This window comes from Colwellia maritima, from assembly GCF_022669015.1.
Lineage (GTDB): Bacteria > Pseudomonadota > Gammaproteobacteria > Enterobacterales > Alteromonadaceae > Colwellia > Colwellia maritima.
In genome coordinates, this window is record NZ_JAKKSL010000008.1 from 46,326 (window position 1) to 70,923 (window position 24,598).

Genomic DNA, 24,598 nt, shown 5'->3' on the forward strand with positions numbered 1-24,598 from the left:
AAGGTTAATTTCGAGGGGATGTTAGCAAAACCCCTATGTGGCACTGGCAGAGCAGGATAACTTGAATATTCGACTACGTGCTGCAATGTCACCCATCAATTGGCAGCCGGGTGCCTTTGGCGATGAAATATACGAGTTCGTTGAGCAACGCCTGCAATACCAACATGAGCGGATTGATGTCGACTCAGTGAAGATGTATATCGACGGAGTGATTGAATATGGCTCGGCCGCCGTGTTAGAACCTTACCTGCTCGACGACCTCAACGAAAATGCTGAGCCGTTCCACACCCAAGAGCAACTGAATAAATATGTTACCTGGCTCGACAGTCAGGGTATCCAAGTGCACACCCACGCCATTGGCGATAGAGGTATTCGAATGGTGCTAAACGCCTATGAGGCTGCCAGAGAGAAAAATGCCGATACAGACTTGCGTCACCAGATATGTCATCTGCAAATGATTGATCCGGACGACACATCTCGTTTTGGCGAGTTGAATGTTATGGCTAACTTTCAGCCTTACTGGGCACAAGATGATGAAGCCAAAAAGTTTTATCGCAAAGCATTAGGGGAAGAAAGGGTTGAGCAGACACATTTTGTTCTAGGCAGTGTACATCGCTCGGGTGGAAAGATAGTAGCAGGCAGTGATTGGTTTGTTACCAGCCTTAACCCACTAGACGGAATTTCTGTCGGTGTACGCCGAGTAGACTCGATGTTAGCTGACGGTGAAGCTCCAGTATTTAATGCCAGTGAATGCGTCGTTCTCGACACTATGATTGCTGCCTATACCATTAATGGCGCCTATGCGAATCACCGCGAAAGTGACCTGGGTAGTATTGAGGTAGGTAAAATAGCAGACTTGATAGTACTAGATAAAAACTTGTTTACTATTCCATCAGCCGATATTGCTAAGGCCAAGGTACAACTAACCTTGTTAGAAGGCGAAGAAGTGTTCCGTCGCTAGTCTCTGCCAAGTATGAAATGAAGAAAATTATTTCTCCTTAAATTGCAAGGATGCAAAACTGAGATAGCAATACCAAAGCCTTAAATAATAAGTAGAATCATGAGTAAAACAACAAAACGTACCCCCGCAACCATCATTGGAGGCTTCCTTGGAGCCGGAAAAACCACCCTGCTTAACCGAATTTTGCAATCTGACTTCGATTTAAAAGCGGCAGTATTGGTGAACGATTTTGGCAGCATAAATATCGACAGTTCGTTGATAAAAAGCAATGATGGCAAAGTAATGAATTTGGCCAATGGTTGCATTTGCTGCAGTATTTCAGGCGACCTAGTTGGCCAGATAGAATCTCTGCCGGATATGCCAGAGCCACCAGAATATTTGTTAATCGAAGCCAGTGGAGTGTCAGATCCCGGTCGCATTGCACGGGTGCTCAACTATAAAATTTTCCGTGAACGAATTCAGGTAGATGCCGTGCTTACTCTGGTAGATGCCGAGCAGTTTGAGGTGGCTAGCAGCGAATTTCCTGAACTCGCTCGGGTGCAGCTTAAAACAGCAGATATTGTGGTTATCAATAAAACGGATCTGTGCAGTGAACAGCAATTGTCAACCTTTAAATCTAAATGGCTGCTAGATGGTAGCACCGTATTTGAAACCTGTTTTGCCGATGTGCCTATGCAATTAATACTCGGCACCGATGCCAATCAAGGCGCGATTACAGATACCTGCTCTGACGCCACCTGCCAACATAAACACCATCACCAGAGCCACGATGACTTGTTTGAAAGCATCAGCCGGCAGTGCGTTAAACCGATAAATATCGATAAACTAAAAATCGCTATTAAAAAACTGCCTGCGGAAATTTATCGTGCCAAGGGAATTTTTATCATTGAAGGTGAAACCGCACAAACTGCCATTCTACAAAAAGTTGGTTCAAGAACTGAGTGGTCTTTTGGTGATAGGCAGTTGAAAGAAAATTCAGCATCAAAATTAGTTATGATTTCCAAAAAAGGTAAGCTTCAGTTAGCTGAAACGCTAGTAGAATTTGAGCGCCAACTGTAGGTTTGCTAACTTAATGTTTTGCAGATAGAAAAAATAAGCTACGGCCAACTTGTATTATGCAACAATTAGGTCATTGCGTAATACTAGTTGGCCTAGATACAACAACATGGCAAAGAGAGTTAATATATTGTCTCAATCATTGCAGGTTCGTTGCCATCGCTAGTTTGTGTAGTGTTTAAATTTCTCAACACAGCATAAACAATACTGTAGGCGACAATTGATAAAATAATCAAACCCGCAAGCATCCACATAATTACCTGATAATCACCCTTTTCACCGAGTAAATAGCCCGCCACCGCAGGACTAACCGCCATTGCTAGCCCTTGAGCTCCAGGAATCATCGCGCCAAATCGCCCCGAGGGGTCTATGTTAGCCATTGTCCCTAACTGGTAAATGTCGATAAAGTTCCAGAAAAGAAATAGACCAATCATGCCAAGAAAATAGGTGGTACCAGTAATACCAAAAACATTAGCAATTAAGATCAATTCAAGTGCAATCAACGCTGCTAGAAAAGGCCTAAATTGACCAAATTTTCTTGCGAAAACGAGTGCTAACCAAAGAACCAACTAGGCTAAGCAGTGTTAATCCCGCCATCACATCATCAACGAGATCCGCTTCAAAACCCAAATCAATACCAATCAAATATACGTAGGTCCAATAGCTGCCAAGCATAGAATAAAAACCAAAAATACCGACAAGGCACAACAAGGGTAAGAAAATTGGCAAACCGTGTAACGCTTCATCTGTGTTTGTTACTTTTTGACCGGTGACTTCTTCCGCCGTGTGTGGGATCCAAAACAAAGTTAAAAGACCACAGGCAAATATAAGGACATAAGCGCTATAAATACCGTCAATGCCCCATTCTCCGGTTAGATAGGGAAAAGTATAAAGAATAATTGAGTTGGTGACGACTTGTGCGATGATAAAATAGGTAAAGTTTTTAGCGGTATCATGAGTTCCCGCCATCACAGCAACCGCTACAGAGTATCCTAAACCGGAGCCAATACCAGATAAAAGGCGCAGTGGTAAAAGCGTATTAAAATTATGAAAAAACAGCGATAAAACACCACAGATTATCGCCACACAAATACCCAAACCCGCTAACAAACGTCGATCCACTCGGCTAATAAAAACCGATGCAATGACTGAGGCGATAAACATGCCGCCATATTCTGCTGAGGCCATATAACCAATGAGATCATCACCGTAACCAAGATCAGAATGCATGGCTTCTGCCGCAATTGGCATGCCCATAAACAAAGCAAAACCTAAGACTCCCATGGCAATACAAGCAAATACTAATTTGGGATCATCTTTATCGATAATAGACTGCCGGCTTTCGGACATAAACATCTCTTATTTAAGTATAGAACTTACATACTAACTATTTTTACTTGCGACAGGTATATATGAAATTATAGAGAACAACTCGCAGAAAAATGTGTGGGCGAACTTTTAAAGGTATAAATTTTTAATGGCTCAGGTAGTTTTTCAGTACATCTTGATTGCCTGATACTTCTACCGAGGTCATAGCATCAATGAATAGGGAAAACAATTCGCTATTGGAAGAGATATCCAGTTTTTCATAAATGTTCGACCTGTGTACATTAACTGTACCCGCTGAAATACCGAGCACTTCAGCTGTAGATTTAGCAGAATGGCCCTGCAACATACTTCGAACAATTTCCTGCTCTCGCCCCGTTAACACACTACTGCCAAAATTATTTAATATGCTTTGTACTTGAGTGTGAAGCCGACGCATTTCCAGTTCTTGCTCTTTTATACTGGTTTCAATATCTTGCCAATGTTTAGCGATAAGCGGCCTAAGAAACGGGTACAAGTCCTTTAAAAACTCAGTAAAAAGATTATTACCTCCTTTATCGCTGCTCGGAAGCGCAAAAGAAAAATGTAAACTGGTATCGGCCGATACGGGAAAAACATAGCCAACTTCTTCTAACTCCCCCAGTTGCCCATATAATTTATATAAGCCTGAATACTTTCCTCAAAAACATTTGGGGCAATATCCCCCCAGGTAGCAAAACTTGCAAAATTATTTTTAACGTAACTGTCATAGAAAGGATCGAGTAAATACAAGCCATTACAATAATGCTCTAAGTTTTTATCAGCTCCGGAGACTGTAGTAAAAACAGGGATAGGAATCGCATTTTTTTGAAAGGTCAAAATTGAAAATTCAGAAATATCACCTAAAGACTCAAAAAAATCTTTAATTTTTTCAGGAAAAAACTCAGTGCCGCTTACTTCAACTAAATCACCAAGGCGTGAAAGTAACTGTGCTAACGATAAATTTTGCATTGGTAGAGGCTCAATAATTTCAGTAAATTTATTTTCCCAGTATTAAGAATATTTTTATCTACCTTAATAGAGGTATGGTAGCAGATCGCTAGCTCTTTTACTCTGTCCTCACTAACAACGGCAAACGAAGTAGCAATAGATAAACACTTACTTTGTTTTCACTCCAGAGGATAAAAGACATGAACGAATTTGATCAATACGATACTAAAGCTATTATTGAAAAAGATAAGGCGCATCACCTTCACCCTTGGCAAGTATTTGACGTATTCCGTGATGAAGGAGCACTACCTATTGTTAAAGGAGATAACTGTTATATATATGATGCTGATGGTCGTAAATATTTTGATGCCGTAGGTGGCCTATGGTGTAACAACATCGGACTTGGCAGAAAAGAAATGGCTGATGCCATTGCAGCACAAGCCTATCAGATGTCATACGCCGCCCCATTTGTAGATTTAACCAATATCCCCGCAACAGAGTTAGCGGCTAAACTGGCGGAATTAGCACCCGACAATTTAAATCATGTATTCTTTACTTGTGGCGGTTCAACCGCCGTCGATACCGCTTTTCGTATGATTCATTATTATCAAAACTGTCGAGGTAAACACAGTAAAAAGCACATTATTTCGCGAAAAATTCTTACCACGGTACTACCTATGCGGCGATGTCTATTGGTGGTAAACCAGGTGACCACCCGCCAGAGTTTGATTTTATTAGTGATATTATTCACCATATTTCTTACCCCAACTATTATCGTTGCGAAGTTGAGGGCATGACTGAACAAGCCTTTGTTGATTCTCTAGTTAAAGAGTTTGAAGATAAAATTGAAATGCTAGGTGGTGCAGATAACGTCGCTGCTTTTTTTGCCGAACCCATTATGGGCGCAGGCGGAGTGATTGTAGCGCCTGATGGCTACTTACAACGCATGTATGATGTCTGTAAGAAAAACGATATTTTGTTTGTTGCTGATGAAGTCGTCACCGCTTTTGGTCGTTTAGGCCATTGGTTTGCCTCTGAAGATGAATTTGGCATCAAGCCAGATATGATCACGTCAGCAAAAGGCCTAACTTCAGGCTATCAGCCACTAGGTGCATTGCTATTTTCTGACGAAATCTGGGATGTGTTGAACGAAAAAGATTCAGGCCGTTATTTTGCCCACGGTTTCACCTATTCTGGTCACCCGGTTGCATGTGCTGCGGCATTAAAAAATATTGAAATAATGGAAAAAGAGCAGCTGTTAGAGAATGTAAATGAAGTAGGTCCATACTTTGAGCAGCAGTTAAAAACTCTGGAACAGTTGCCGATTGTTGGTCAGGTTCGCGGACGTAAGTTTATGGTCTGTGTGGAATATGTTGCAAACAAAACGACTAAAGCACTCTTTCCTGATGAGATAGATATTGGTAAGCGAATTTCCAATAATGCCGATAAATTAGGTTTAATCACACGAGCCATTGTTCATTTAAATGTAATGTCTCCACCACTGACCATGACCAAAGACAACGTAGACTTTATCGTTAATACCCTACGTCAGAGCATTGAAATCACTATGCAAGAATTACGTGATGAAGGCCTCTATTAAGTATCAGTTTTTTAAGAACTAATACCATTGTGCATTGATGCGCGATGGTGATGGTGATGGTGATGGTGATGGTTTCAAGGTATTACTTTCATAAAATTAAGCTCACAAACTTAATGTCACCAAACTAATTCTACAAAAATAATCAAAAGGTAAATAAAATGGATACGGTAGTCACGAATTTTATCGATCAATTCGGCGTAACAGATAAGACGCGTAAATTTCTCAGTCAAACACAACAGATGTACATTGGCGGAAATTTTTGCCAAGCAGAAAACAACGAGATGTTCGATATTGTTGAACCTTGTACAGAAGGACTATTAGCACAAGTACCTTCGGCAACTGAAAACGATGTAAATAAAGCGGTAGTAGAGGCAAAACAGGCGTTCACAAACAGTGAATGGTCTAAAATGAAACCCAATGCTAGAGAAAAATTACTGCATCGATTAGCTGAACTGGTTGAGGAAAATAGTCAAACTTTAGCAGAAATTGAATCGCCGGATGCGGGCAAGGCTATTTCAGGCTGTAAGGCAGTAGATATTGCCGGTTCAGTCGATCTACTACATTACATGGCAGGATGGGCAACTAAAATTGAAGGTGCAACACGCGATGTATCGGCTGAAGGTGAGCATTTTGCTTACTCCTTAAAGCAACCGATAGGCGTAGTTGCTGCTATAGTGCCGTGGAACTGGCCGTTTAGTATGTCTATTTGGAAGTTAGCTGCACCACTTGCTGTTGGCTGTACGGTTGTTTTGAAACCCTCTGAATTAACGCCGCTCAGTATGCTTTATTTTGCCCAACTGTGTGAACAAGCAGGTCTACCTAAAGGCGTGGTAAACATTGTTACTGGCAGTGGTAGCAACATAGGTAGCCATTTAGTTTCCCACCCTGATATCGACAAAGTATCCTTTACTGGCTCAACCAATGTCGGTAAAACGGTGGGGAAAACGGCCATGGGCAATGTTACCCCGGTAACACTTGAACTGGGCGGAAAATCACCTATGGTAGTATTTGATGACGCCGATATTGAAAAGGTTGTTGCTGCCACCCAACAAAGTGTATTTTTTAATACCGGACAGGTATGTAGTCTTGGTTCTCGTATGTATGTGCAAAAAGGCCTATACGAACAAGTTGTCTCTGCCGTTGCAAAAGGTGCTAGTAACCTAAAAATAGCAATGACTTTAGATCCTGAATGTGACATGGGACCTGCGATTTCTGCCCACCATCGCCAATCTGTTTGTGATTATATTGAAATGGGGAAAAAACAAGGTGCCAGAGTTGTCTGTGGCGGAGGAGCAATAGAAGGAACTGGTTATTATATTAAACCGACTGTTTTTGCCAACTGCACTAATAATATGAAAATTGTGCAAGAAGAAATATTTGGACCTGTTTTAGCTATCATTCCTTTCGACGTAGAAGAACAAGCAGTAGCTTTAGCAAATGATAATATTTATGGATTAGCGGCCGGCGTTTTTACCAATGATATTTCACGGTCACAACGTATGATAAGGCAACTAGATGCCGGCACTGTTTGGATCAATACTCATGACTTGGTAGACAGCTGCACGCCATTTGGTGGTTTTAAACAGTCAGGTTTTGGTAAAGATATGGGGCCAGAGCAACTTGCTTACTTCCTCAAAACTAAAGCTGTATGGATAAATAGTTAAACTTTACTTACTTGCCAGTCATTTAAGCAATTGAATATTAGCTTTCAAGCTAAAACGAACACCTGTTTTCTCATTAATTCAATTGCTAGGGTTCTTTATCAATGAAGAACCTTATTTTCACCTAATTGAGTTGAATTCAATGGAACAATTCAAGATTTACTCGATTTGGAATGATAGGCAATCAAAGGGTCTTTTTCTTCAGCTGTAGCTACCAACGCCAATGACTCTAAAAACAAAGAAAATAACTCAGGCTGTGATGATATATCCAGTTTAGGGTAGAGGTTTCTGCGATGAACCTTGATAGTCTCAATAGACAGGTTTAGTTTTACCGCCATCGATTTAGTCGAATGACCTTGCAATATTAGTTGCGCTACTTCGCATTCTCTATCGGTTAATAAGGAGCGACCAAAGTTTTGAAATGCAACCGAAAGCTGATTGTGCATAGTCACATCTTCACTGTGCTCCTGCCCTTGATTTACTATACTAGCCCACTGCTTTGTCAACATTACCGCCAACCACGGCGTAAAGCTCTCAAGTACAGCTAACTCTTCTGGTTGATAGTTTTTAGTGCTTGCTAACGATAAATGTAGGTAAGCGCCATCTTGCAAAGCGAATAAGTAGCCCACTTCATCTTTCAAATTGGAAAACTGATAGTATTGATGAAAATAAGCACTTTCATAAAAATTATCGGAGACTATATCTTTTAAATAATAAAAGCCCGTCGGTTTTCCGTCTTGAATAGCTAAATAAAATGGGTCTAATAAGTATGCCCCATCAACATATCGAGCTAGATCTCCGTCCTGAAAATAAATATCTTTTTTCGTTTCGCCATAAATTAAACGTGGACGAGCATTGGCGTGAAAGCTCATGACGGTCATATTATCAAAGGATACATACTTGGCAAGCATTCCCATAAGCACGTGACTAAATTCATCACTATTGAGATGGTTGGTTACTTCAGCTATGTCAGCAATAAGCCGCTGCAGGTTATTGTCAAAAGTCAGCACAATATTACTCATCAAATTAATAATACAATATTATGCCTGATCCATAGTGAAATTATCACCTTAAAAATTACTCTTTTATTTTAATAAAAAAATAATCTTAAGTAGACAGGTTTACCTAAACATCTTTGAAAGTATAGTTACCAATAAAACAAAAATTAAATCCACGATACACTGATTTAGTAGAAAAAGTATTGTGGGCTTAATCATGGGTGTGCTTGTGCACATTAAAATAATTCACCTATTTACTGCTCGCTTTTTCACGCCACTTTGTGGCGTAAATCCATACCATTTTTTAAATGCCCGATAAAAGCTCGGCGGATGTTCGTAGCCCAACAGATAACTAATTTCCGGCAGTGGCAACACAGTAATTTCCAAATAATTTTTTGCCAACTCCATCCGAACCTCTATAACAATATTTTTATAACGCATACCGTCTTTTAATAATCGCCGATGAAACGTGTGAGGAGGTAGGCGAAACTGTTCTGCCATCTCTACCTGAGTAGGGAAATGACACTGCGGGTTTAGCAGTAATATTCTTCTCACCTGCTCCACCAGATCAGTTTGTTGATTCATTTGCGCACTAACCACCTGCCACTGTTGCTGACATAAACGGGCAGCTGAGGGATTAGCAGCGAGGCACCTTAACTCATACCAATGTTCGGGAAATGAGAGTTCTGTTAATGGTTGATCAAAAAGAATTTTACCGGGGAAAAATTCTTTATAACGCTCAGCATAAACGGGCTTGCTATATGCTAGTTTTATAGTCAAATCACTACTGTTAGCTACTTGTGGCAAACGTTGACAAACCCACTTCCAAGTACCCGTTAACCACTCCTCATACAAGTAACGCAGGTCACCATGAGTATGTGCCGGTGGTAGTAATTCCACTACTACTCTACCCTCCCGAACCATGCGCCGACTACTTAACGGGTGCATTAATAACGAGGTGGTGTGAAAGGTCAGGTTCCATGATTGACGCAAGTTTTCAGCGCTGAGTAACGCATAGCCCAATACACCTAAATCAGTAATATCGTAACTATTTCCCACTGTAAATAAAATCCTGATGCTTGTAGCTGCGAGGCCGTTAACTCCAATAATTGGTAATAGTGCTGAAAGTTAAGCGTCTTCTTAGCGTGCTCATTTATCGGCAAGCTTACCCCAACCTGTTCCGAGAGCACCACCCAATCAACGGTCTGATTCACCTGTATAAGACACTGGCTAAAATGGCAATAAAAATTAGCGGCTATACGCTTAGCTTCTTGTTGGGCTGTTAATTGTTCCACTATTTACTTCTTTAAATAATATTTATACCCAAATTGTCAATTAATGCTAGTTCATTGTCAATTAATGCTATCAACACTAGCAACTAAACTTGTTAGGCTACAGCGAGAAAGTTGACTCATAGTAGGAGAAAATAGTAATGAATAAACCTAAATCAACAAATTATCGCTCCACCCACACTGGGATATTGGTGGTAAAGCGGAGCTCGTTCTGGTAAACGCTCGTATTTATACGGTTAACCCTGAACAACCTTGGGCTGACTGTGTAGCGATTAAAGACGGCCAATTTATTGCGGTGGGTAATCGAGAAACAATGACACCTCATATCGATCAGCATACTAAGGTTGTGGATCTGCAAGGTCGTTTTGCTATGCCTGGCTTATATGATATGCACACACATCCTGATCTAACGCTTGCTCCAGATTATTCAGGTTATTTAGATGTCGGGTTGGATAGCCCAACCCCTGAAGAAGTCAAACAAACGATAGTGGATTACGCCGAAGCCAAGCCTGATGAAGAATGGATTTACGGCCAGTACTTTGTTCATTTCACTTTTCGCCAAGCAGGCCTCAAAGCAGGTAAAGAATGGTGGACAGTATTATCTCCGACCGTCCTATTGCCATTTTAGACCGATCTTGGGGTTCGATGATGGTGAATTCTAAAGCACTAGCACTAGCCAGAATAACCGCAGATACTCCTGATCCAGGTAACGGTTACATCGAACGTGACAGTATTACTGGCGAGCCTACTGGTATCTTAGTTGATGGTGCCTATGCACTTATTCATGGGGCTATGCCACCTACTCCTATGCACGCGTTGTTGCGCGCTTACCGCGAAGGCATGCAGTATCAGAGCAGTCGTGGCGTAGTAGCAACCAAGTATGTACATGTTTGTGAGCACCGTTTAAATGCGCTTAGCACGCTCGACAAAGCGGGTGAAATGACACTCCGTGTCGAAGCGGCTATCAGTTGGCAAGATGATATTTTCCCAGTTAAACGACGGGAGCTTATCGTCGGTGAACGCCATTATTATCGCAGTGCTCGCTTTAATGCTAACGCAGTTAAATTTCATTTCGATGGAGTGCACGAAACACAGTCTTCTTACTTGTCGACGCCTTGGCCCGGTGAAAGTACTTGGCGTGGTAGCCTGAATATGACCCCTGAGCATATTTGCGACATGGTGGTCGATTTGGATCGTAAAGGAATACGAGTGATTGCCCATTGTACTGGCGATGGTTCATCTGATCTATTTCTTGATGCGGTTGCAGAAGCCCGTCGACTTAATGGCCCTAATGGCATGCGTCATCAATGCGCCCACTCCACGCTATTAATGGAAGAGAATCTAGTGCGATTTAACGCCTTGGATGTCACCGCAGAATTTTCTCCTGTACTTTGGTACCCATCCGACTTTTCTTATGCTCGCACTAAGGCCGGTGAAGAGAGAATTAAAAACATCTATAACTTCAAAGGGGTTATTGATCTTGGTGGCAATGCAGTTATGGGTACAGATTGGCCTGTCGCTAATATCAATCCTTGGGTTGGTTTTGAAACCATGATCACCCGAAAAAACCCATGGGGTGAGCGCGAAGAAACCTTCTATGGTTCAACGATATCTATTGAGCAGGCTTTGCGTGTAATGACCATAAACGGAGCTTGGAGCATGGGTATAGATGACAAGGCCGGTAGTATTGAAGTGGGCAAGTCGGCTGATTTAATTGTATTAGATCGTAACCTTTTTGATTTAGAGCCTCAGGGTAATATGCACAATACTCAAGTAGATGTCACCTTAATAGAGGGCCAATTAGTTTGGGACAGGCTAGAGCAGTTTAAGGCCTGCGGTTTAACAGCTGTGTGGCACAAAGATGAAGTGCCAGAATTTTATGACAAGATGTAACCAATTCAATAATAAAATTTTCTTGTTGTTGATTTAAATAAAAATCAGTTAAAGGCACTGCATGTATTTGTGCCTTTAACTGTAAAACGTAATGGGGTTATGTGAATCTACTGAGTGGATTAGTGACTCACTGCCTAAGAGATAATGGGCCAAACCTTAATATTAGTGAAGTAGAAAGAAATACCCTAGTCAGCGCTTAAACAGCCCAGAAGTTAATTATAAATCCTCAATATAAATACATTTTAGTTCAAGATAATCATCAACTCCATATTGAGAACCTTCTCTGCTGAGGCCTGACTCTTTAACGCCACCTAAAGGTATGACTTCACTGATGATAGCGACCTCATAAGCCGAGCAGTCAAGAACTAAGCCAGAAATCCTATCTCGGTTTGTGCCCCGATATAACTTCAATTGTCTACATAATAGTCAATACTACAACTGTAGACATGCACTCATTTTGTACGAATATCGCCCCCAAAACGAGATATACAAATTAAAACTGTTTTTCTTTAGTCAACTGTTGATTTACGAATACAACCTAATGTTGCACACATGAAGGTGGCAACTTTTGTAACTATCAGTATTTTCTAATCCCAATACTGGGAGTTACTTACTATTTTCTTGACGGTAAGCATTCGGATTGCTACCTGACCACTTGTGAAAACTATGAATAAAGGATGACGCATCACATAGGTTAAGTTTGTAGGCTATTTCCTCCACTGTTAGTTCTGTGGTGGTCAAATAATGAGCCGCCAACTTATAACGGTATTCATTTTTTAGTTGCTGAAAACACGTACCTTCAATAGCTAGCCTTCTATGCAGTGTGCGTGTTGAAATGTTAAGTTTCTTTGCTATTTCTTCTTTGCTTGGCAGTCCATTCATTTCCATTGTCATAAACAGATGTTGCACCTTGCCCGCATAAGTGACATGGTCTGCTAAATGGAGTTTAATAAGTTGCATTGGATTTTGAAAATAATGCGCAACTTGTTCATATTTAGCATTTATCGATGTTTGCAGATGATATTCATCAAACTCAAAACCCAAATAATCAGAGTTAAAGACCAGTTTAGTGTTATACAACAGTTTATATTCCTCGCCATAGGAAGGCTTCCCATGGGGAACAAATGATTTATAGATATGGATGCGTTTATTAATTAACATACAAACTAGTCGGTAAAAGACCATGATATAAATTTCAGCGATAATCCCCTGCTTTATAGTCGGGATAAAATCGATATAAATACATAATGTCGCTTTTCCCCCTCTTCGTTTTAATTGAAGTTTTAATGGCCCAAGGGTCAAGTTGTAAAATTCTTCAATAGTGGTCAATGCACTCAGCAAGTTTTTAGCGTGGCAACCCAATTTGCATGCAAATAAGGTTGTGCCCTTAGCTAATGGTGATGTCGCGGTATGCAGTAGTTCATCATTAGTTTGATCATACAAAAAAAAGAACGCATCTTCCAAATACTTTAAAGGTAACCTTGAGCGCTGTTCTCGCTCTTTTTTTTCAAACCAATGTGACTATCCAGTGTTTGCACGGGTATGTCATGACAGGCCGCTATTTTTTCAAACTCCACTAGCGTTTGAAAAGGCATAGTGATCTCTTTTTCCATAAACAAACCAGAATTATTGATTAACTTAATATTCATTGTGGCATTTTATTTAATTAAAAGAGACAAAAACAATTACAAGGGCCGCACAACACAATTCTACGCTAATCGTGCACCCCTTATTATGCGTATAAAAAAGATAGTTTGCTTCACTAATGAGAGTCTTGATGTAATGCTGATATAGTCTGCATCGGTTTTAGTCTTAACCCATGCATATACTCGCCAATCATTTTCAAGTAAATTTAACTCAGTACAAAAAACAACTAAAGATTTAATAAAACCTACTTATTTTACACAAGCAGGCTTTTGTGAACTAAAAGCTCAAACCAAACTCAAGATTAATCCTACGGTTTTTTTGATGCAAACCGTTGAGATAAGCCCCTGTGTTAAGTGGGATCTTAGAGATGTAGATCTCATAATCTTCATCAAAGAGGTTATTGACCGTCAGTGCTACATGCCAGTTACTGTCCATAGGAGTCACTTTTAAACGATAATCAACTAGAGCATAACCATCTTGCATCAAACCCTGTTCGTTATCAGAGTCAATTGTATGTTCAGACTTGTAACTCACGCTTAGCATATTCGACACTTCATAGTTATCCATAACTTCAGTCAGATGCTCTGCTGCCACAACCGCTGAAAACTCTGGCACCCAAGCCAGATTGTCTCCAGACCAATCACACTTGCCGTTTTCGTCCGCTTCACCTTTGTATACTTCAGTTAAACTACAGGCAGCGCCCTCAAACTTGTCATAGTAAAAATCTAAATACTCAGCATTGGCTGTAATGCTTAGGTCATCGGTAGCTTGCCAAATAAACTCTACATCAATACCTTTTTGTATAGCCTTACCCGCATTACCAACGTTGAATCCGATAGAACCATTGAAAATGGAGGTCTGCAAGTCATCATAAGTGCCATAGAACACGCCAACATTCAAACGCATATCATCCCAGTCAGACTTAAAGCCGATTTCGTACGCGGTAACCTGTTCATCTTCAAATTGGGTATCTTCCGGTGTCCCGGCACTTGGACCAGGCGAAGTACCCGGCGGTGATGCAGATGAAGGACCTTCATACAGAGTATCGAAACCACCGGCCTTGGCACCGTCAGCAAAATTAACATAGCCCATAAAGGTATCTGTGAAGAAGTAACTTGCGCCGGCTTGTACCATAGTGTGACTTTCTTCGCGCTTCATGTTCTCAAACTCATGCGGCGCACCTACCGATTTCAAAGCGCCCCAATAACTCAGCAAAGCCGGAGTCAAGCCCGCATAAGGGTGACCATCAGGGAAAGCAGGACGAGTATCTACCGTTCCATCGATATTAAGAAGAGTTAACCCTTGTGTAGCGGTTTTTTCGATATCGCTATACCGCACACCTAAGGTCAATGAAAGTTTGTCTGTTGCCTGATAGTCTACTTGAGCAAAAATCGCGCTTTGTTCTGTTTTTTGTTCAAGATAATTTGAACGAGTAAAGTTTGGCACACCTAGTTGAGTTAAATGAAAATCAGAATCGAAGCCGGTATTAAAATCAGCATCTTGATAATAGAATCCCGCCATCAAATTAATTTGGTCATTGACAACAATATCAATGCGCAGTTCTTGAGAAAATTGTTCATAATCTTCAGGTACACTTGTTGATATTAAATCAGAGGGCGTTATATCAACATCAAGTGTATGGAAGTAGTCATAACTACTATCCGCAGTAATAGAGGTTATTGTTGTATCATCATTTACAGACCAAACTACCTCTAACATGGTTTCTTCGTTTTCGTTTTTATTACCAGAAGGACCATTATTAAAAATAGCATCGTCATTACCAATATTTAATTCGCCAGTACCAATGCCAAATGATGCTAGTGGCGAATTTTCAAATTCAGAGAAATCTGGATTAACATGACTGTAAATAGCTAACGATTCACCGAATTTTTCAAACGTGCCCTGTTCGTGACGTAGATAAAAATGTAACTCATCTGTTGCTTCCCAAACTGCGCCTATACGAAAAGCCGAATCTTCAAAATAAAATTCATCTTTTCCAGTGTAGTGGTTAAATGCCTGACCTTGATTTTGATCACGCCATTTACCGATACGGAGGGCAAATTCATCCGTTACCGGGATATTAATACCACCCAAGATCTGAGCTTCTTCATATTCAGACTCATATTTAACCGTAAACTCACCATTTAAATCATCACCAACATCAGGTCGATTAGTAATCATACTGATTGCGCCACCAACCGAACTGTTACCATATAACGTTACCTGCGGTCCTTTTAGTACCTCAACACGTTGCATATCAAAGATACCTGAACGCTGCCGGTTCATTCGGCCACGATACACACCATCGACATAAGTACCAACAGATTGCTCAAATGACTGGTTATCGCCTGACGATACACCACGCAGTGAGAGTCGACTGTGGTTAGCCAGTTGCGGCTGTTCCAAACCAGGTACGTATTTAGATAAGTCTTCAACAGTGTGCACCCCCATAGCTTGAATGTTCTCACCGGTAACAGCATTTATGCTACTTGGCACTGTCTGGACAGATTCAATACGCTTACGTGCTGTGACTTCAATAACTTCAAGTGCAGAACCTTTTGCCTTAACATCCTTTGCTTCTTTAACTTCTTCTTGAGCAAAACTTGCAAATGAAGCCGAGCTTAACACTATACACAATACCTTGGCGATTGGTGTTTTTGGAAAATGCTTAATATTCATAATGTATTACCTGCCTTAAATTCGTTATATTGCACTAAATATTAGTTACAATTTATTATTCTTGTCTTTACAACTTAACAGAGACTAAGAAATACACTTGTGTTTTTATAGGCCACGATGTGGACTTTAAAGGCCTAATTTTACATGTAGGATTTTGAATGGTTTTTCACAAAGACATCAACTGATCTAAAGCTAAATAGTCTAATAGCACGAGCAGTTTCGAGTGTTCACGGTTTGTTTACTATAAGAAAAATTGGTAATTATTCCGGCTTCAAGAAATTTCTTAAATTAGCAGCAATCATCTTGTACTTCTTTTATTTATCTCAAAATAATCTACAAAATAGAACTGTGATAACCAATAAGCACTCCTAATTTAAAACAACGAGTGATTATTTAAATATGCTCAGTTCATTAGTTTATAAACTTCAGACCGTAAAATTGACACTTTATAGTTGTAATTTTAAGCCAAACTATCGAATCCATTGACACATTACCCCATGAGATTATTTAAATTGAGATGCTAGCCTTTTAGCAAGTCAAAATTAAGGGTCACTTGGAATGTCAAATATATATATAGTCGGTGTCGGAATGACACCATTTGGTCGTCATATCGAACGCAGTATGGAAAGTCTATGTGATGAAGCATTAGACGCAGCGATAAAAGATGTTGGTTGTGAAAAATCAGATATCGGTACCGCTTTTTATTCAGGAACCACTCAAGGTCATCTTCAAGGACAAACCTTTATCCCTGGTCAAGTCTATCTAAGCAAAATTGGTATACAAGGCATTCCTGTATTTAATGTTGAGAATGGCTGTACCGGCTCTTCTGGTTTTCATCTCGCTGTTCAAATGTTAAAAGCGGGAAGCTGTGATGTGGCATTAGCCATTGGCGCTGAAAAAATGAACATTACTGATAAAGCAAGAATGTTTTCTGTTTTTGACGGCGCTTGGGATTTATCTGAACCCGATGCAAATTTAGCAAGGTTGTTAGCTCCTGCAAAAGATTTTGTTGTGCCAGAAGGTCATGAGTCTGACCGTCCTTATAGCGTATTTATGTCTGTATATGCCGCATTTGCTCGTGCTCATATGCATAAGTATGGTACCACTCAACGCCAAATAGCGGCTGTTTCAGCAAAAAACCACCAACATTCTACGCACAATCCTCTGTCTCAATTTCAACAAGCCTATTCGATTGAAGAAGTATTGAATGCGCCACCTATTACTTACCCACTGACATTACCCATGTGTGCGCCAATTTCTGATGGTGCAGCTGCAGTAATCGTTTGTAACGAAGATGGGCTTAAACGCATTGGCTCTGACAAAAATCGCGCCATCAAAGTGTTAGCGACAGTTACTCGAAGTGCAACTGATCGCTCTTATTCAAATCCTGAGTTACATTGCGCTCATTTATGTGCAATGGAAGCCTATGAGCAAGCAGGCGTTGGTCCTCAAGATATGGATGTCTCGGAAGTACACGATGCAACAGCTATGGGTGAAATACTGCATGCAGAAAATCTTGGACTAGTGCCTTTCGGTGAAGCAGGTCCAAAGCAGCTGAGCGAGGTGACTTTAGCATTGGTGGACGTATACCAATCAACACGTCTGGTGGTCTTGAATCTAAGGGACATCCGTTAGGTGCTACCGGTTTAGGTCAACTTCACGAGTTGGTCACTCAATTACGCGGTGAAGTCTGGTGTCCGTCAAGTTGAAGGAGCAAGACACGCTGTTCATGAAAACAGTGGTGGTCTAGTTGGTATAGAAGAAGGTGCCGTAGCAGTCAATATACTCGCAAAATAAGTACGGAACTAAATAAAAAATAAAATTGAGGAGAAGACAGTGAGCTTTTTAATGACAGAAGAACAAAAAATGGCTACCGAAGGCCTGCGTAAATTTCTTAACAAAGAAATCAAGCCACAGCTTGAAGCACATGGTGAAGGTCATTTCAGCAAAGAACAGCTGCAAGGTCGGCACCAAAGTTTAGCCGAATTCGGTTTGGTTTGTGCGCCACACCCTGAAGAGTTTGGCGGCCTAGGCATGGATTGGGTAACACATTTATTGTTATGGGAAGAAGTTGCTGTCGTTTCCTTAGATTTGGCTATGCCACCCTCATTAATGTAGTCGGTGCCGATTTGTTGATTAATAACGCTCCCGAACATATTCGTGATGAATATGTTCCTGGATTATTGAGTGGCGAAAAATTTATCGCCGTTGGTATATCTGAGCCAGATGTTGGCTCCGACGTTGCAGCTGTGAAAACACGTGCGGTACGAGACGGCAATGATTGGGTACTTAATGGTGAGAAAACCTGGATTTCCAATGGTGAACACATGGATCTATTCGTTTGTACCTGTAAAACAGGTGAAGGGGAATTGACCCATATAGCGATCCCTGCAGGAACACCGGGAATGGAGGTACGTGGCATTCCTAAAATGGCGCTCAACAGCCAGTCTACTTCGCAAATTTTTCTGGCAGATGTGCGTGTGCCTATCGCTAACACCGTGGGAAGTATTGGCGATGGTTTAAAAAACACACTGGTAACTTTTGAACGCGCTCGTTGTCATATGGCAGCGTGGGGTTACTCATTGGGTCGTCGAGCATTAGAAGAGTCAATTAAATATTCACAAGAGCGTACTCAACACGGTAAACAAATAGCCGGACATCAATTAATTGCTGAAAAAATTGCCACTATGGCAACCCAAATCGATGCAGCAAGGCTATTAACATTGCGTGCCGGCGATATGATCGATAAAGGTATTCGTTGTGACGTAGAGTGTTCAATGGCCAAATGGTACGGCACGGAAATTGGTGTTAACACCACACGTCAAGCGGTGCAAATACATGGCGGTAACGGTGTTACTAAAGAGTTTGTTGTGGAACGTTTAGCTCGTGAAGCCATTATTGGCCCTATTCCTGATGGCACGACTGAAATTCAGAAGCTACTGATTGCACGTATGCTGACAGGGGTTCAAGCCTTTAGATAATTGATTAACATTAAAAAAGGCTAGAGTTTTACTCTTACTTTAACAAATATCGAAGAGAATATATAAATGAATTTACAAAATAAAGTTGTCGTGATCACAGGTGGTGCATCTGGTTTAGGCCGTGCAACGGCAGAATATATGGTGACTGAAAAAGGTGCGAAAGTAGCTTTATTAGATTTAAACGCTGAAGCCGGTGCCGAAGTTATAACATTGCTCGGTGAAAATAATGCAATATTTTGTCAAACCGATGTCACCGAAAAAAGTATCGATGCAGCCGTTGCCGATATCGTGGCTAAATTTGATGCTATCCATGTAAACATTAACGCCGCAGGTGTGCCATTGCCATGTAAAATTTTGGATAAGGAAGGCAAAGCAAGCAGCCTTAAAAAATACGCCATGGTACTTAACGTAAACCTTAATGGCGTATTTAATGTCATGGCAAAATGTGCCGAGCAAATGGCGAAAAACGAACCCGATGAAAAAGGTGAGCGAGGTGTTGTTATCAACATTTCTTCTGGTGCTGCCTTTGAAGGTCAAATTGGCCAATCAGCTTATTCTAGTTCTAAAGCAGGAGTAAATGGCATGAATATACCCGCTGCTCGTGAATTAGGTAAGTATGGTATTCGCGTCAATTCTATCGCTCCAGGCCTATTTGGCACACCTATGATTAAATCACTAGACGAGAAAGTACAAGTCGCACTCACTGCTATGTGCCAAGCCCCACAACGTATGGGTGACATGGCAGAATTTGCCCACACATGTGCTTATCTTGCGGAAAATGCCTATGTAAATGGTCGTTGTTTACGTCTTGATGCTGCAACAGTCATGCAGGCACGCTAAGAGGAGAATAACATGTCAGAATTATTAGTAGAAACAAGAGGTCAATCAGGTGGTTAATACTTAATCGACCAAAGGCGTTTAACTCACTCACACGCACTATTTTGGACGATTTAGCAATCGCTTTAACCGATTTTGAACAAGACGATAACATTCGCGTTGTAGTACTCGCCGCCACCGACTGCCCTGCTTTTTGTGCAGGAGCTGATTTAAAGCAAGTACTTGAAAAAGCAGAGCCAGGTGAAAAAGATTTTTTAATGCAATGCCGTACTAGTTTTGGGGCCCTACGCAACTGCTCGAAACCCGTAATAGCCGCAATAAACGGCATGACCATGGTCGGCGGTTTAGAACTTACTATGTGTTGTGACATTGTCATTGCATCAAACAAGGCAACATTGGGTGACGCCCACTCAAATTTTGGTGTATTCCCCGGTGTCGGTGGCGCGGCAATATTGCCTAAATTAGTACCTGTCAACGTCGCTAAATATTTATTATTTACAGGCAAATCATTACCGGCAAGCGAAATGAAGCAATACGGACTGGTTAACGAAATTGTAGAGCATGAGCAACTGTACTCTCGTGTTCAAGAACTTTGTGACGACCTAGCAGAAAAAAGCCCATTAGTGCTGCAACGTATGAAAAAAATAGCGAATCAAGCGCAGGATCAAACTCGACAATCAGCGCTAGATTCTGAACTCCTCGAATTACGTGAACATTTCTTATCTGCTGACATTCAAGAAGGGTTAGCGGCATTTTCAGAAAAACGCAAACCTGTATTTATTGGTAATTAGTAGCAATGTTTAAGCTGAATTTAAAAAAAGTAAATTTCGGACTTTTAAAAAATAATAGGTTAAAGATTATGAGTGCATTGCAAGGTATTAAAGTAATAGAAATAGCCGGCATAGGTCCAGGACCTATCGCTAGCATGATGCTAGCAGACTTGGGTGCTGAAGTGATTTTAATTGAACGTAAAACCGATAACCCAAATGCTGGGCCTTTTTAACTCAAACAAAACAGAGTTTTTTAAACGAGGAAAACAATCAATTGCTCTTGATTTAAAACAACCAGAAGCAATCCAACTAGTGTTATCACTCGTTGAACAAGCCGATATGTTTATTGAAGGTTTTCGTCCTGGCGTAATAGAGCGCTTAGGTTTGGGACCAGAAGTGTGTTTAGCACGTAATAAAAAAATGATCATGGTCGAATGACTGGTTGGGGACAGCATGGCCCCTTAGCTCAAGCCGCAGGCCACGACATAAATTATGCCTCCATTTCTGGTGTATTAGCTTACAGCGGTTTTGCTAACGATAAACCATTCCCTCCTGCCACTATTATTGGTGATGTTGGCGGCGGTTCGTTGCATTTAGTCATGGGCATGCTAGCTGCCTATATTCATGTACTTAGCACCGGTGAAGGACAAGTGATAGACGCTGCAATTTGCGATGGCAATGTGTACATGCAGACTTTACTAACCAGTTTGTATGCCAATGGCTTAGTCGGAGAACAACGTGGCGGTGATTTTTTAACTGGTGCCTCTCCTTGGGCTAATACCTACCAATGTGCTGATGATAAATATATAACGGTTCAGGCTCTAGAGCCTAATTTTTACAAAGAATTTATTACGCTTGCCGGATTTGCTGACGATCTTAATTTTTCAATGCAATACGATAAATCATTATGGCCTTTAGCAATAACCAAATTAACGAAATACTTTAAATCTCAACCACAAGTGCATTGGAATAATATTTTTGAAGGTACTGATGCATGTTATGCCCCAGTAATGTCGCTCAAAGAAGCGGTTGAACATCCACATAATGTGGCTCGACATAATTTTGTCGTCGAGAATGATTTAATTCAACCTGCACCAAGACCGAAATTGAATAAGACGCCATCACAAGTAGGGAAAATACCAAAATTTGGTGAACATACAGAGCAGATTTTAGCTCAGTTGAACTTATCTGATGAACAATACGCTAAACTTAAGGCTATGGCGGTTGTTTAAATTACATACAAATATTAATTACTAAAACAGAGGTGGAAGCTATGTCTTTACAACAAGAACTCCATTATGGCCATTTTATCGATGGGCAAGATTATTTAGGGCATACGCCTGAATCAATTGACGTAATCAACCCAAGAAATGGTGAAGTTTATGCAACCATGTCTATGGGGGACAAGGGTGATGTCGATGCTGCAGTAGCTGCAGCAAAGCGGGCATTTAATCAACCTTCATGGCGTGAAATGAGTAACAATGACCGTGGAGACTTGTTATTCAAATGTGGTCAGGTGATTGGGGCTCATGCTGAAGAGTTAATGTTTATCGAATCACGAGATTCTGGCGGTACCATCCGCCGTGCAGCCGGTATGGACATCCCTATTGTAATCGATTTAATCGGCTACTATGCTGATTTAATAAAAACGACTAATAATATAGTTGATTTACCCACTAAGCCTCTACCTGAAGCGGGTCACGCACAAGTTTGGCAAGAACCCATCGGTGTCTGTGCATTAATTACGCCTTGGAACTTTCCTATTTTTATTGCTGTAGCAAAAATAATACCGGCCCTTGCCGCAGGAAACACCGTTGTAATTAAACCTTCTGAATATACCGCAAGCACAACTCATTTGGTGCAACTACTGTCAGACGTTTTACCTAAAGGTGTTCTAAATGTAGTAAATGGTGACGGTGCTAGTGTAGGTGAAGCGCTTACTACTCACCCAGACGTTGGAAAAGTATCTTTTACTGGCTCTACCTGTGTTGGCAAACATATTCAAAAAATGGCTACTGAAAGTTGCAAACTTGTGGGTTTGGAGTTGGGTGGCAAAGGCCCAAAGAATAGTTATGAAAGATGCAGATCTCGACCTTGCAGCATATGGTATAACCTTTGGCGGCTTATTTAATTCAGGCCAAGCGTGTGAATCTGGTACACGCATTTTAGTTCACGAAGCCATTCATGATCAATTAATGGAAAAACTTGCAGCAGTATGTGACACCTTAGTGGTAGGTAACCCGTTAGATCCAAGAACATCTTATGGCCCGATTGCCAATAAAAATCAATACGACCGCATCATGGGGTATATTGACGGAGCCAAGCAACAAGGTTTAACTTTTGTTTGTGGTGGTGAGCCGATTAAGCCCAAGGGATTTGAGGGGGGTATTATGTTCAACCAACCATAATCACAGATGTTAAAAATGATATGGACATTGCTCAGCAAGAAATATTTGGCCCAGTGCTTAGTGTAATTAAATTTAGTGATGAACAACAGGCGATTGAAATTGCCAATGAAACCTCATATGGCTTATCGGCAGGAGTATGGAGTGATGATTTAGTTCATGCTCAAAAAATTGCCAAGCAATTACAAGCAGGATCAATCTGGATAAACGACTGGCACATGCTGCGCTCAGATGCACCTTTTGGTGGTTACAAGAATAGTGGTATAGGTCGTGAATTTGGTATCGCGGCTTACAAGCTTTTATGCAAACCAAGACGATTGGCGTATCACTTGAACGTGATCCACGTAATAAAATGATGTGGTCTTTACTACATACTTCACCGCAACAGTAATCATAAAATAAGAGAGACTCATCATGTCAACTTCAGGATATTTTACTTATAACATGCGTACCGTTGTTCATAGCGGTGCAGACAGTATCATCAAAGTGCCAAGTCTATTTCGCGGGTTAGGCGGAAAAAGAGTATTACTTGTTAGCGATGAAGGCTTGGAAAAGGGATTAGTTAATCGAGTGAAAGACGTCTTTACTTTAAATAATGGGCCAGATATGCAATTAGTGGGAGTATATGCCAAAGTCACTCCCGACGTGGCTCAGAATCAATCAACGACTTAGTTGCCTATGCTCGCTCTGTAGCCGCCGATAGTATTTTAGCATTAGGTGGGGGTAGTGTTTTAGATGCTGCTAAAGGGTTAAAATATTGCTTACACCATCACTTAACTGACATTTGTGATATTTTAAAATTAGGCCTAAAATTGGAAACTTGGCCAGAGGTGCCGAGCATGATCCCGCACATTGCCATCCCAACCACTGCAGGTACAGGTGCTGAAGTAACAAACGGAGCGGTAATCCACAACCAAGTACTTAATATAAAGTCATTAGTACTAGCCCCCTATTTAGATGCTGACATGGCAGTACTAGATGCTAAGTTGACCCTTGGCTTACCTAAGTCAATTACCGTTGCCACTGCGTTTGATGCTTTAACTCATGCAATAGAAAGCATTGCATCACCAAAAGCGAACCTATTTTCAGATGCTCATGCCATAACAGCAGCAAAAGTCATAAATGAAAATATGCCCAAGGTGGCAAAAGAACCAACAAATGTCGATTGTCGGTCAAAGTTACTACAAGCAAGTACTATGGCTTGTAACGCAGTGGTTAACGCTTTCTCCGCATTTCCTGTACACAACTTTTCTCATGCCTTAGGTGCCACTTTTCATATACCACACGGTGATGCTAACGGAATAATGCTACCCGTTGTAATTGAAACGGCTGCGGATTTTTACCTACCTAATGCACAGCGAATGGCAGATGCTCTGTCACTTGATAGCAAAGGACTAAATGCAGAGCAAACACTCGCTAAAGTAGTAGCCCATATAAGAGGGATTCAACGAGCCTGTGACTTCGATGGCTCTTTAAAACGATTTGGTGTAACCGAAATTAATCTAAAGGAAGCTATTGCCAGT

The 24,598-nt window shown here is 41.0% G+C and carries 28 protein-coding genes and 2 pseudogenes; 19 read left to right on the forward strand and 11 right to left on the reverse strand.

Going from position 1 to position 24,598, the window contains the following annotated elements; all coding sequences use genetic code 11:
* Positions 1 to 37 precede the first annotated feature (37 nt).
* Together L3081_RS25770 and L3081_RS25775 are read left to right on the forward strand one after the other, a co-directional pair.
* Complete coding sequence (locus L3081_RS25770) at positions 38 to 961, forward strand: amidohydrolase (RefSeq protein WP_242289584.1); 924 nt, start codon at positions 38 to 40, stop codon at positions 959 to 961.
* A 99-nt stretch (positions 962 to 1,060) separates the two neighbouring features.
* On the forward strand, positions 1,061 to 2,020 hold the full coding sequence (locus L3081_RS25775) for a CobW family GTP-binding protein (RefSeq protein ID WP_242289587.1): 960 nt from the start codon (positions 1,061 to 1,063) through the stop codon (positions 2,018 to 2,020).
* Between the two features lie 119 nt (positions 2,021 to 2,139).
* Here L3081_RS25775 and L3081_RS25780 read toward each other — a convergent pair whose 3' ends face one another.
* From L3081_RS25780 to L3081_RS25795, 4 genes are all read right to left on the reverse strand, one after another.
* The gene (locus tag L3081_RS25780) at positions 2,140 to 2,520 is read right to left on the reverse strand and encodes a hypothetical protein (RefSeq protein ID WP_242289589.1); all 381 of its coding nucleotides are present in this window, start codon (positions 2,518 to 2,520) and stop codon (positions 2,140 to 2,142) included.
* 16 nt (positions 2,521 to 2,536) lie between these two features.
* Entirely contained in the window at positions 2,537 to 3,367 is an 831-nt protein-coding gene (locus L3081_RS25785; protein WP_242289591.1) for an MFS transporter, read from the reverse strand.
* 124 nt (positions 3,368 to 3,491) lie between these two features.
* Positions 3,492 to 3,782 carry a helix-turn-helix transcriptional regulator gene (locus L3081_RS25790; RefSeq protein ID WP_242289594.1) on the reverse strand — a complete coding sequence of 97 codons (291 nt, stop codon included), beginning with the start codon at positions 3,780 to 3,782 and terminating at the stop codon, positions 3,492 to 3,494.
* A gap of 191 nt (positions 3,783 to 3,973) precedes the next feature.
* Positions 3,974 to 4,333, reverse strand: a complete 360-nt coding sequence (locus tag L3081_RS25795) for a hypothetical protein (RefSeq protein ID WP_242289597.1) — start codon at positions 4,331 to 4,333, stop codon at positions 3,974 to 3,976.
* 179 nt (positions 4,334 to 4,512) lie between these two features.
* On the opposite strand from L3081_RS25795, the gene L3081_RS27690 reads away from it, so the two are divergent.
* The 3 genes from L3081_RS27690 to L3081_RS25805 all read left to right on the forward strand — a co-directional run bounded on the left by L3081_RS27690 (position 4,513) and on the right by L3081_RS25805 (position 7,576).
* Positions 4,513 to 5,109 carry an aminotransferase class III-fold pyridoxal phosphate-dependent enzyme gene (locus tag L3081_RS27690; protein WP_274620783.1) on the forward strand — a complete coding sequence of 199 codons (597 nt, stop codon included), beginning with the start codon at positions 4,513 to 4,515 and terminating at the stop codon, positions 5,107 to 5,109.
* On the forward strand, positions 4,998 to 5,912 hold the full coding sequence (locus tag L3081_RS25800) for an aminotransferase class III-fold pyridoxal phosphate-dependent enzyme (RefSeq protein WP_274620784.1): 915 nt from the start codon (positions 4,998 to 5,000) through the stop codon (positions 5,910 to 5,912). The genes L3081_RS27690 and L3081_RS25800 overlap by 112 nt, the downstream gene beginning before the upstream one ends.
* 158 nt (positions 5,913 to 6,070) lie before the next feature.
* Complete coding sequence (locus tag L3081_RS25805) at positions 6,071 to 7,576, forward strand: aldehyde dehydrogenase family protein (RefSeq protein WP_242289600.1); 1,506 nt, start codon at positions 6,071 to 6,073, stop codon at positions 7,574 to 7,576.
* Positions 7,577 to 7,725: 149 nt separating this feature from the next.
* On the opposite strand, the gene L3081_RS25810 is transcribed toward L3081_RS25805, so the two are convergent.
* From L3081_RS25810 to L3081_RS25820, 3 genes are all read right to left on the reverse strand, one after another.
* Positions 7,726 to 8,583, reverse strand: a complete 858-nt coding sequence (locus tag L3081_RS25810; protein WP_242289603.1) for a LuxR C-terminal-related transcriptional regulator — start codon at positions 8,581 to 8,583, stop codon at positions 7,726 to 7,728.
* Positions 8,584 to 8,817: 234 nt separating this feature from the next.
* On the reverse strand, positions 8,818 to 9,630 hold the full coding sequence (locus tag L3081_RS25815) for a helix-turn-helix transcriptional regulator (RefSeq protein ID WP_242289606.1): 813 nt from the start codon (positions 9,628 to 9,630) through the stop codon (positions 8,818 to 8,820).
* Positions 9,600 to 9,866, reverse strand: a complete 267-nt coding sequence (locus L3081_RS25820; protein WP_242289608.1) for a hypothetical protein — start codon at positions 9,864 to 9,866, stop codon at positions 9,600 to 9,602. The genes L3081_RS25815 and L3081_RS25820 overlap by 31 nt, the downstream gene beginning before the upstream one ends.
* Positions 9,867 to 10,176: 310 nt before the next feature.
* Here L3081_RS25820 and L3081_RS27695 point away from each other — a divergent pair, with 310 nt between their 5' ends.
* The gene (locus tag L3081_RS27695; protein WP_274620785.1) at positions 10,177 to 10,491 is read left to right on the forward strand and encodes an amidohydrolase family protein; all 315 of its coding nucleotides are present in this window, start codon (positions 10,177 to 10,179) and stop codon (positions 10,489 to 10,491) included.
* Positions 10,452 to 11,756 carry an amidohydrolase gene (locus L3081_RS25825; protein ID WP_338027507.1) on the forward strand — a complete coding sequence of 435 codons (1,305 nt, stop codon included), beginning with the start codon at positions 10,452 to 10,454 and terminating at the stop codon, positions 11,754 to 11,756. Before L3081_RS27695 ends, L3081_RS25825 begins: the two co-directional genes overlap by 40 nt.
* 216 nt (positions 11,757 to 11,972) lie before the next feature.
* Here L3081_RS25825 and L3081_RS25830 read toward each other — a convergent pair whose 3' ends face one another.
* From L3081_RS25830 to L3081_RS25845, 4 genes are all read right to left on the reverse strand, one after another.
* Positions 11,973 to 12,167 carry a hypothetical protein gene (locus L3081_RS25830; RefSeq protein WP_085300738.1) on the reverse strand — a complete coding sequence of 65 codons (195 nt, stop codon included), beginning with the start codon at positions 12,165 to 12,167 and terminating at the stop codon, positions 11,973 to 11,975.
* 195 nt (positions 12,168 to 12,362) lie between these two features.
* Positions 12,363 to 13,199 (reverse strand): helix-turn-helix domain-containing protein, encoded by an 837-nt coding sequence (locus tag L3081_RS25835; protein ID WP_242289611.1) that lies wholly within the window; start codon positions 13,197 to 13,199, stop codon positions 12,363 to 12,365.
* Positions 13,200 to 13,225: 26 nt separating this feature from the next.
* Positions 13,226 to 13,405 carry a hypothetical protein gene (locus L3081_RS25840; RefSeq protein WP_242289614.1) on the reverse strand — a complete coding sequence of 60 codons (180 nt, stop codon included), beginning with the start codon at positions 13,403 to 13,405 and terminating at the stop codon, positions 13,226 to 13,228.
* A gap of 274 nt (positions 13,406 to 13,679) precedes the next feature.
* The gene (locus L3081_RS25845; RefSeq protein ID WP_242289618.1) at positions 13,680 to 16,082 is read right to left on the reverse strand and encodes a TonB-dependent receptor; all 2,403 of its coding nucleotides are present in this window, start codon (positions 16,080 to 16,082) and stop codon (positions 13,680 to 13,682) included.
* A 558-nt stretch (positions 16,083 to 16,640) separates the two neighbouring features.
* Here L3081_RS25845 and L3081_RS25850 point away from each other — a divergent pair.
* The 12 genes and pseudogenes from L3081_RS25850 to L3081_RS25890 form a co-directional block, all read left to right on the forward strand.
* Complete coding sequence (locus L3081_RS25850; protein ID WP_242289621.1) at positions 16,641 to 17,717, forward strand: thiolase family protein; 1,077 nt, start codon at positions 16,641 to 16,643, stop codon at positions 17,715 to 17,717.
* Positions 17,675 to 17,791, forward strand: coding sequence for a thiolase C-terminal domain-containing protein (locus L3081_RS29325; RefSeq protein WP_420839797.1), 117 nt, complete (start codon positions 17,675 to 17,677; stop codon positions 17,789 to 17,791). Before L3081_RS25850 ends, L3081_RS29325 begins: the two co-directional genes overlap by 43 nt.
* A gap of 127 nt (positions 17,792 to 17,918) precedes the next feature.
* Positions 17,919 to 18,200 carry an acyl-CoA dehydrogenase family protein gene (locus L3081_RS25855; RefSeq protein ID WP_242289624.1) on the forward strand — a complete coding sequence of 94 codons (282 nt, stop codon included), beginning with the start codon at positions 17,919 to 17,921 and terminating at the stop codon, positions 18,198 to 18,200.
* Positions 18,201 to 18,211: 11 nt separating this feature from the next.
* Complete coding sequence (locus L3081_RS25860; protein ID WP_242289627.1) at positions 18,212 to 19,063, forward strand: acyl-CoA dehydrogenase family protein; 852 nt, start codon at positions 18,212 to 18,214, stop codon at positions 19,061 to 19,063.
* Between the two features lie 66 nt (positions 19,064 to 19,129).
* Positions 19,130 to 19,903, forward strand: coding sequence for an SDR family NAD(P)-dependent oxidoreductase (locus tag L3081_RS25865; RefSeq protein ID WP_242282657.1), 774 nt, complete (start codon positions 19,130 to 19,132; stop codon positions 19,901 to 19,903).
* Positions 19,904 to 19,947: 44 nt separating this feature from the next.
* Entirely contained in the window at positions 19,948 to 20,691 is a 744-nt protein-coding gene (locus L3081_RS25870) for an enoyl-CoA hydratase-related protein (RefSeq protein WP_338027509.1), read from the forward strand.
* A gap of 68 nt (positions 20,692 to 20,759) precedes the next feature.
* Positions 20,760 to 20,903: a CoA transferase gene (locus L3081_RS27700; RefSeq protein ID WP_274620786.1), complete on the forward strand. Its 144-nt coding sequence runs from the start codon at positions 20,760 to 20,762 to the stop codon at positions 20,901 to 20,903.
* Positions 20,887 to 21,902, forward strand: a pseudogene (locus L3081_RS25875) (CaiB/BaiF CoA transferase family protein). The gene L3081_RS27700 and the pseudogene L3081_RS25875 overlap by 17 nt, the downstream one beginning before the upstream one ends.
* Positions 21,903 to 21,943: 41 nt before the next feature.
* Complete coding sequence (locus L3081_RS27705; protein ID WP_274620787.1) at positions 21,944 to 22,801, forward strand: aldehyde dehydrogenase family protein; 858 nt, start codon at positions 21,944 to 21,946, stop codon at positions 22,799 to 22,801.
* Positions 22,743 to 23,431 (forward strand): annotated as a pseudogene (locus L3081_RS27710) (aldehyde dehydrogenase family protein). Before L3081_RS27705 ends, L3081_RS27710 begins: the two are co-directional and overlap by 59 nt.
* Before the next feature lie 58 nt (positions 23,432 to 23,489).
* Entirely contained in the window at positions 23,490 to 23,747 is a 258-nt protein-coding gene (locus tag L3081_RS25885) for a hypothetical protein (protein ID WP_242289630.1), read from the forward strand.
* 32 nt (positions 23,748 to 23,779) lie between these two features.
* Positions 23,780 to 24,598: iron-containing alcohol dehydrogenase (locus tag L3081_RS25890; RefSeq protein WP_242289636.1), on the forward strand; the 819-nt coding region annotated here is incomplete at its 3' end.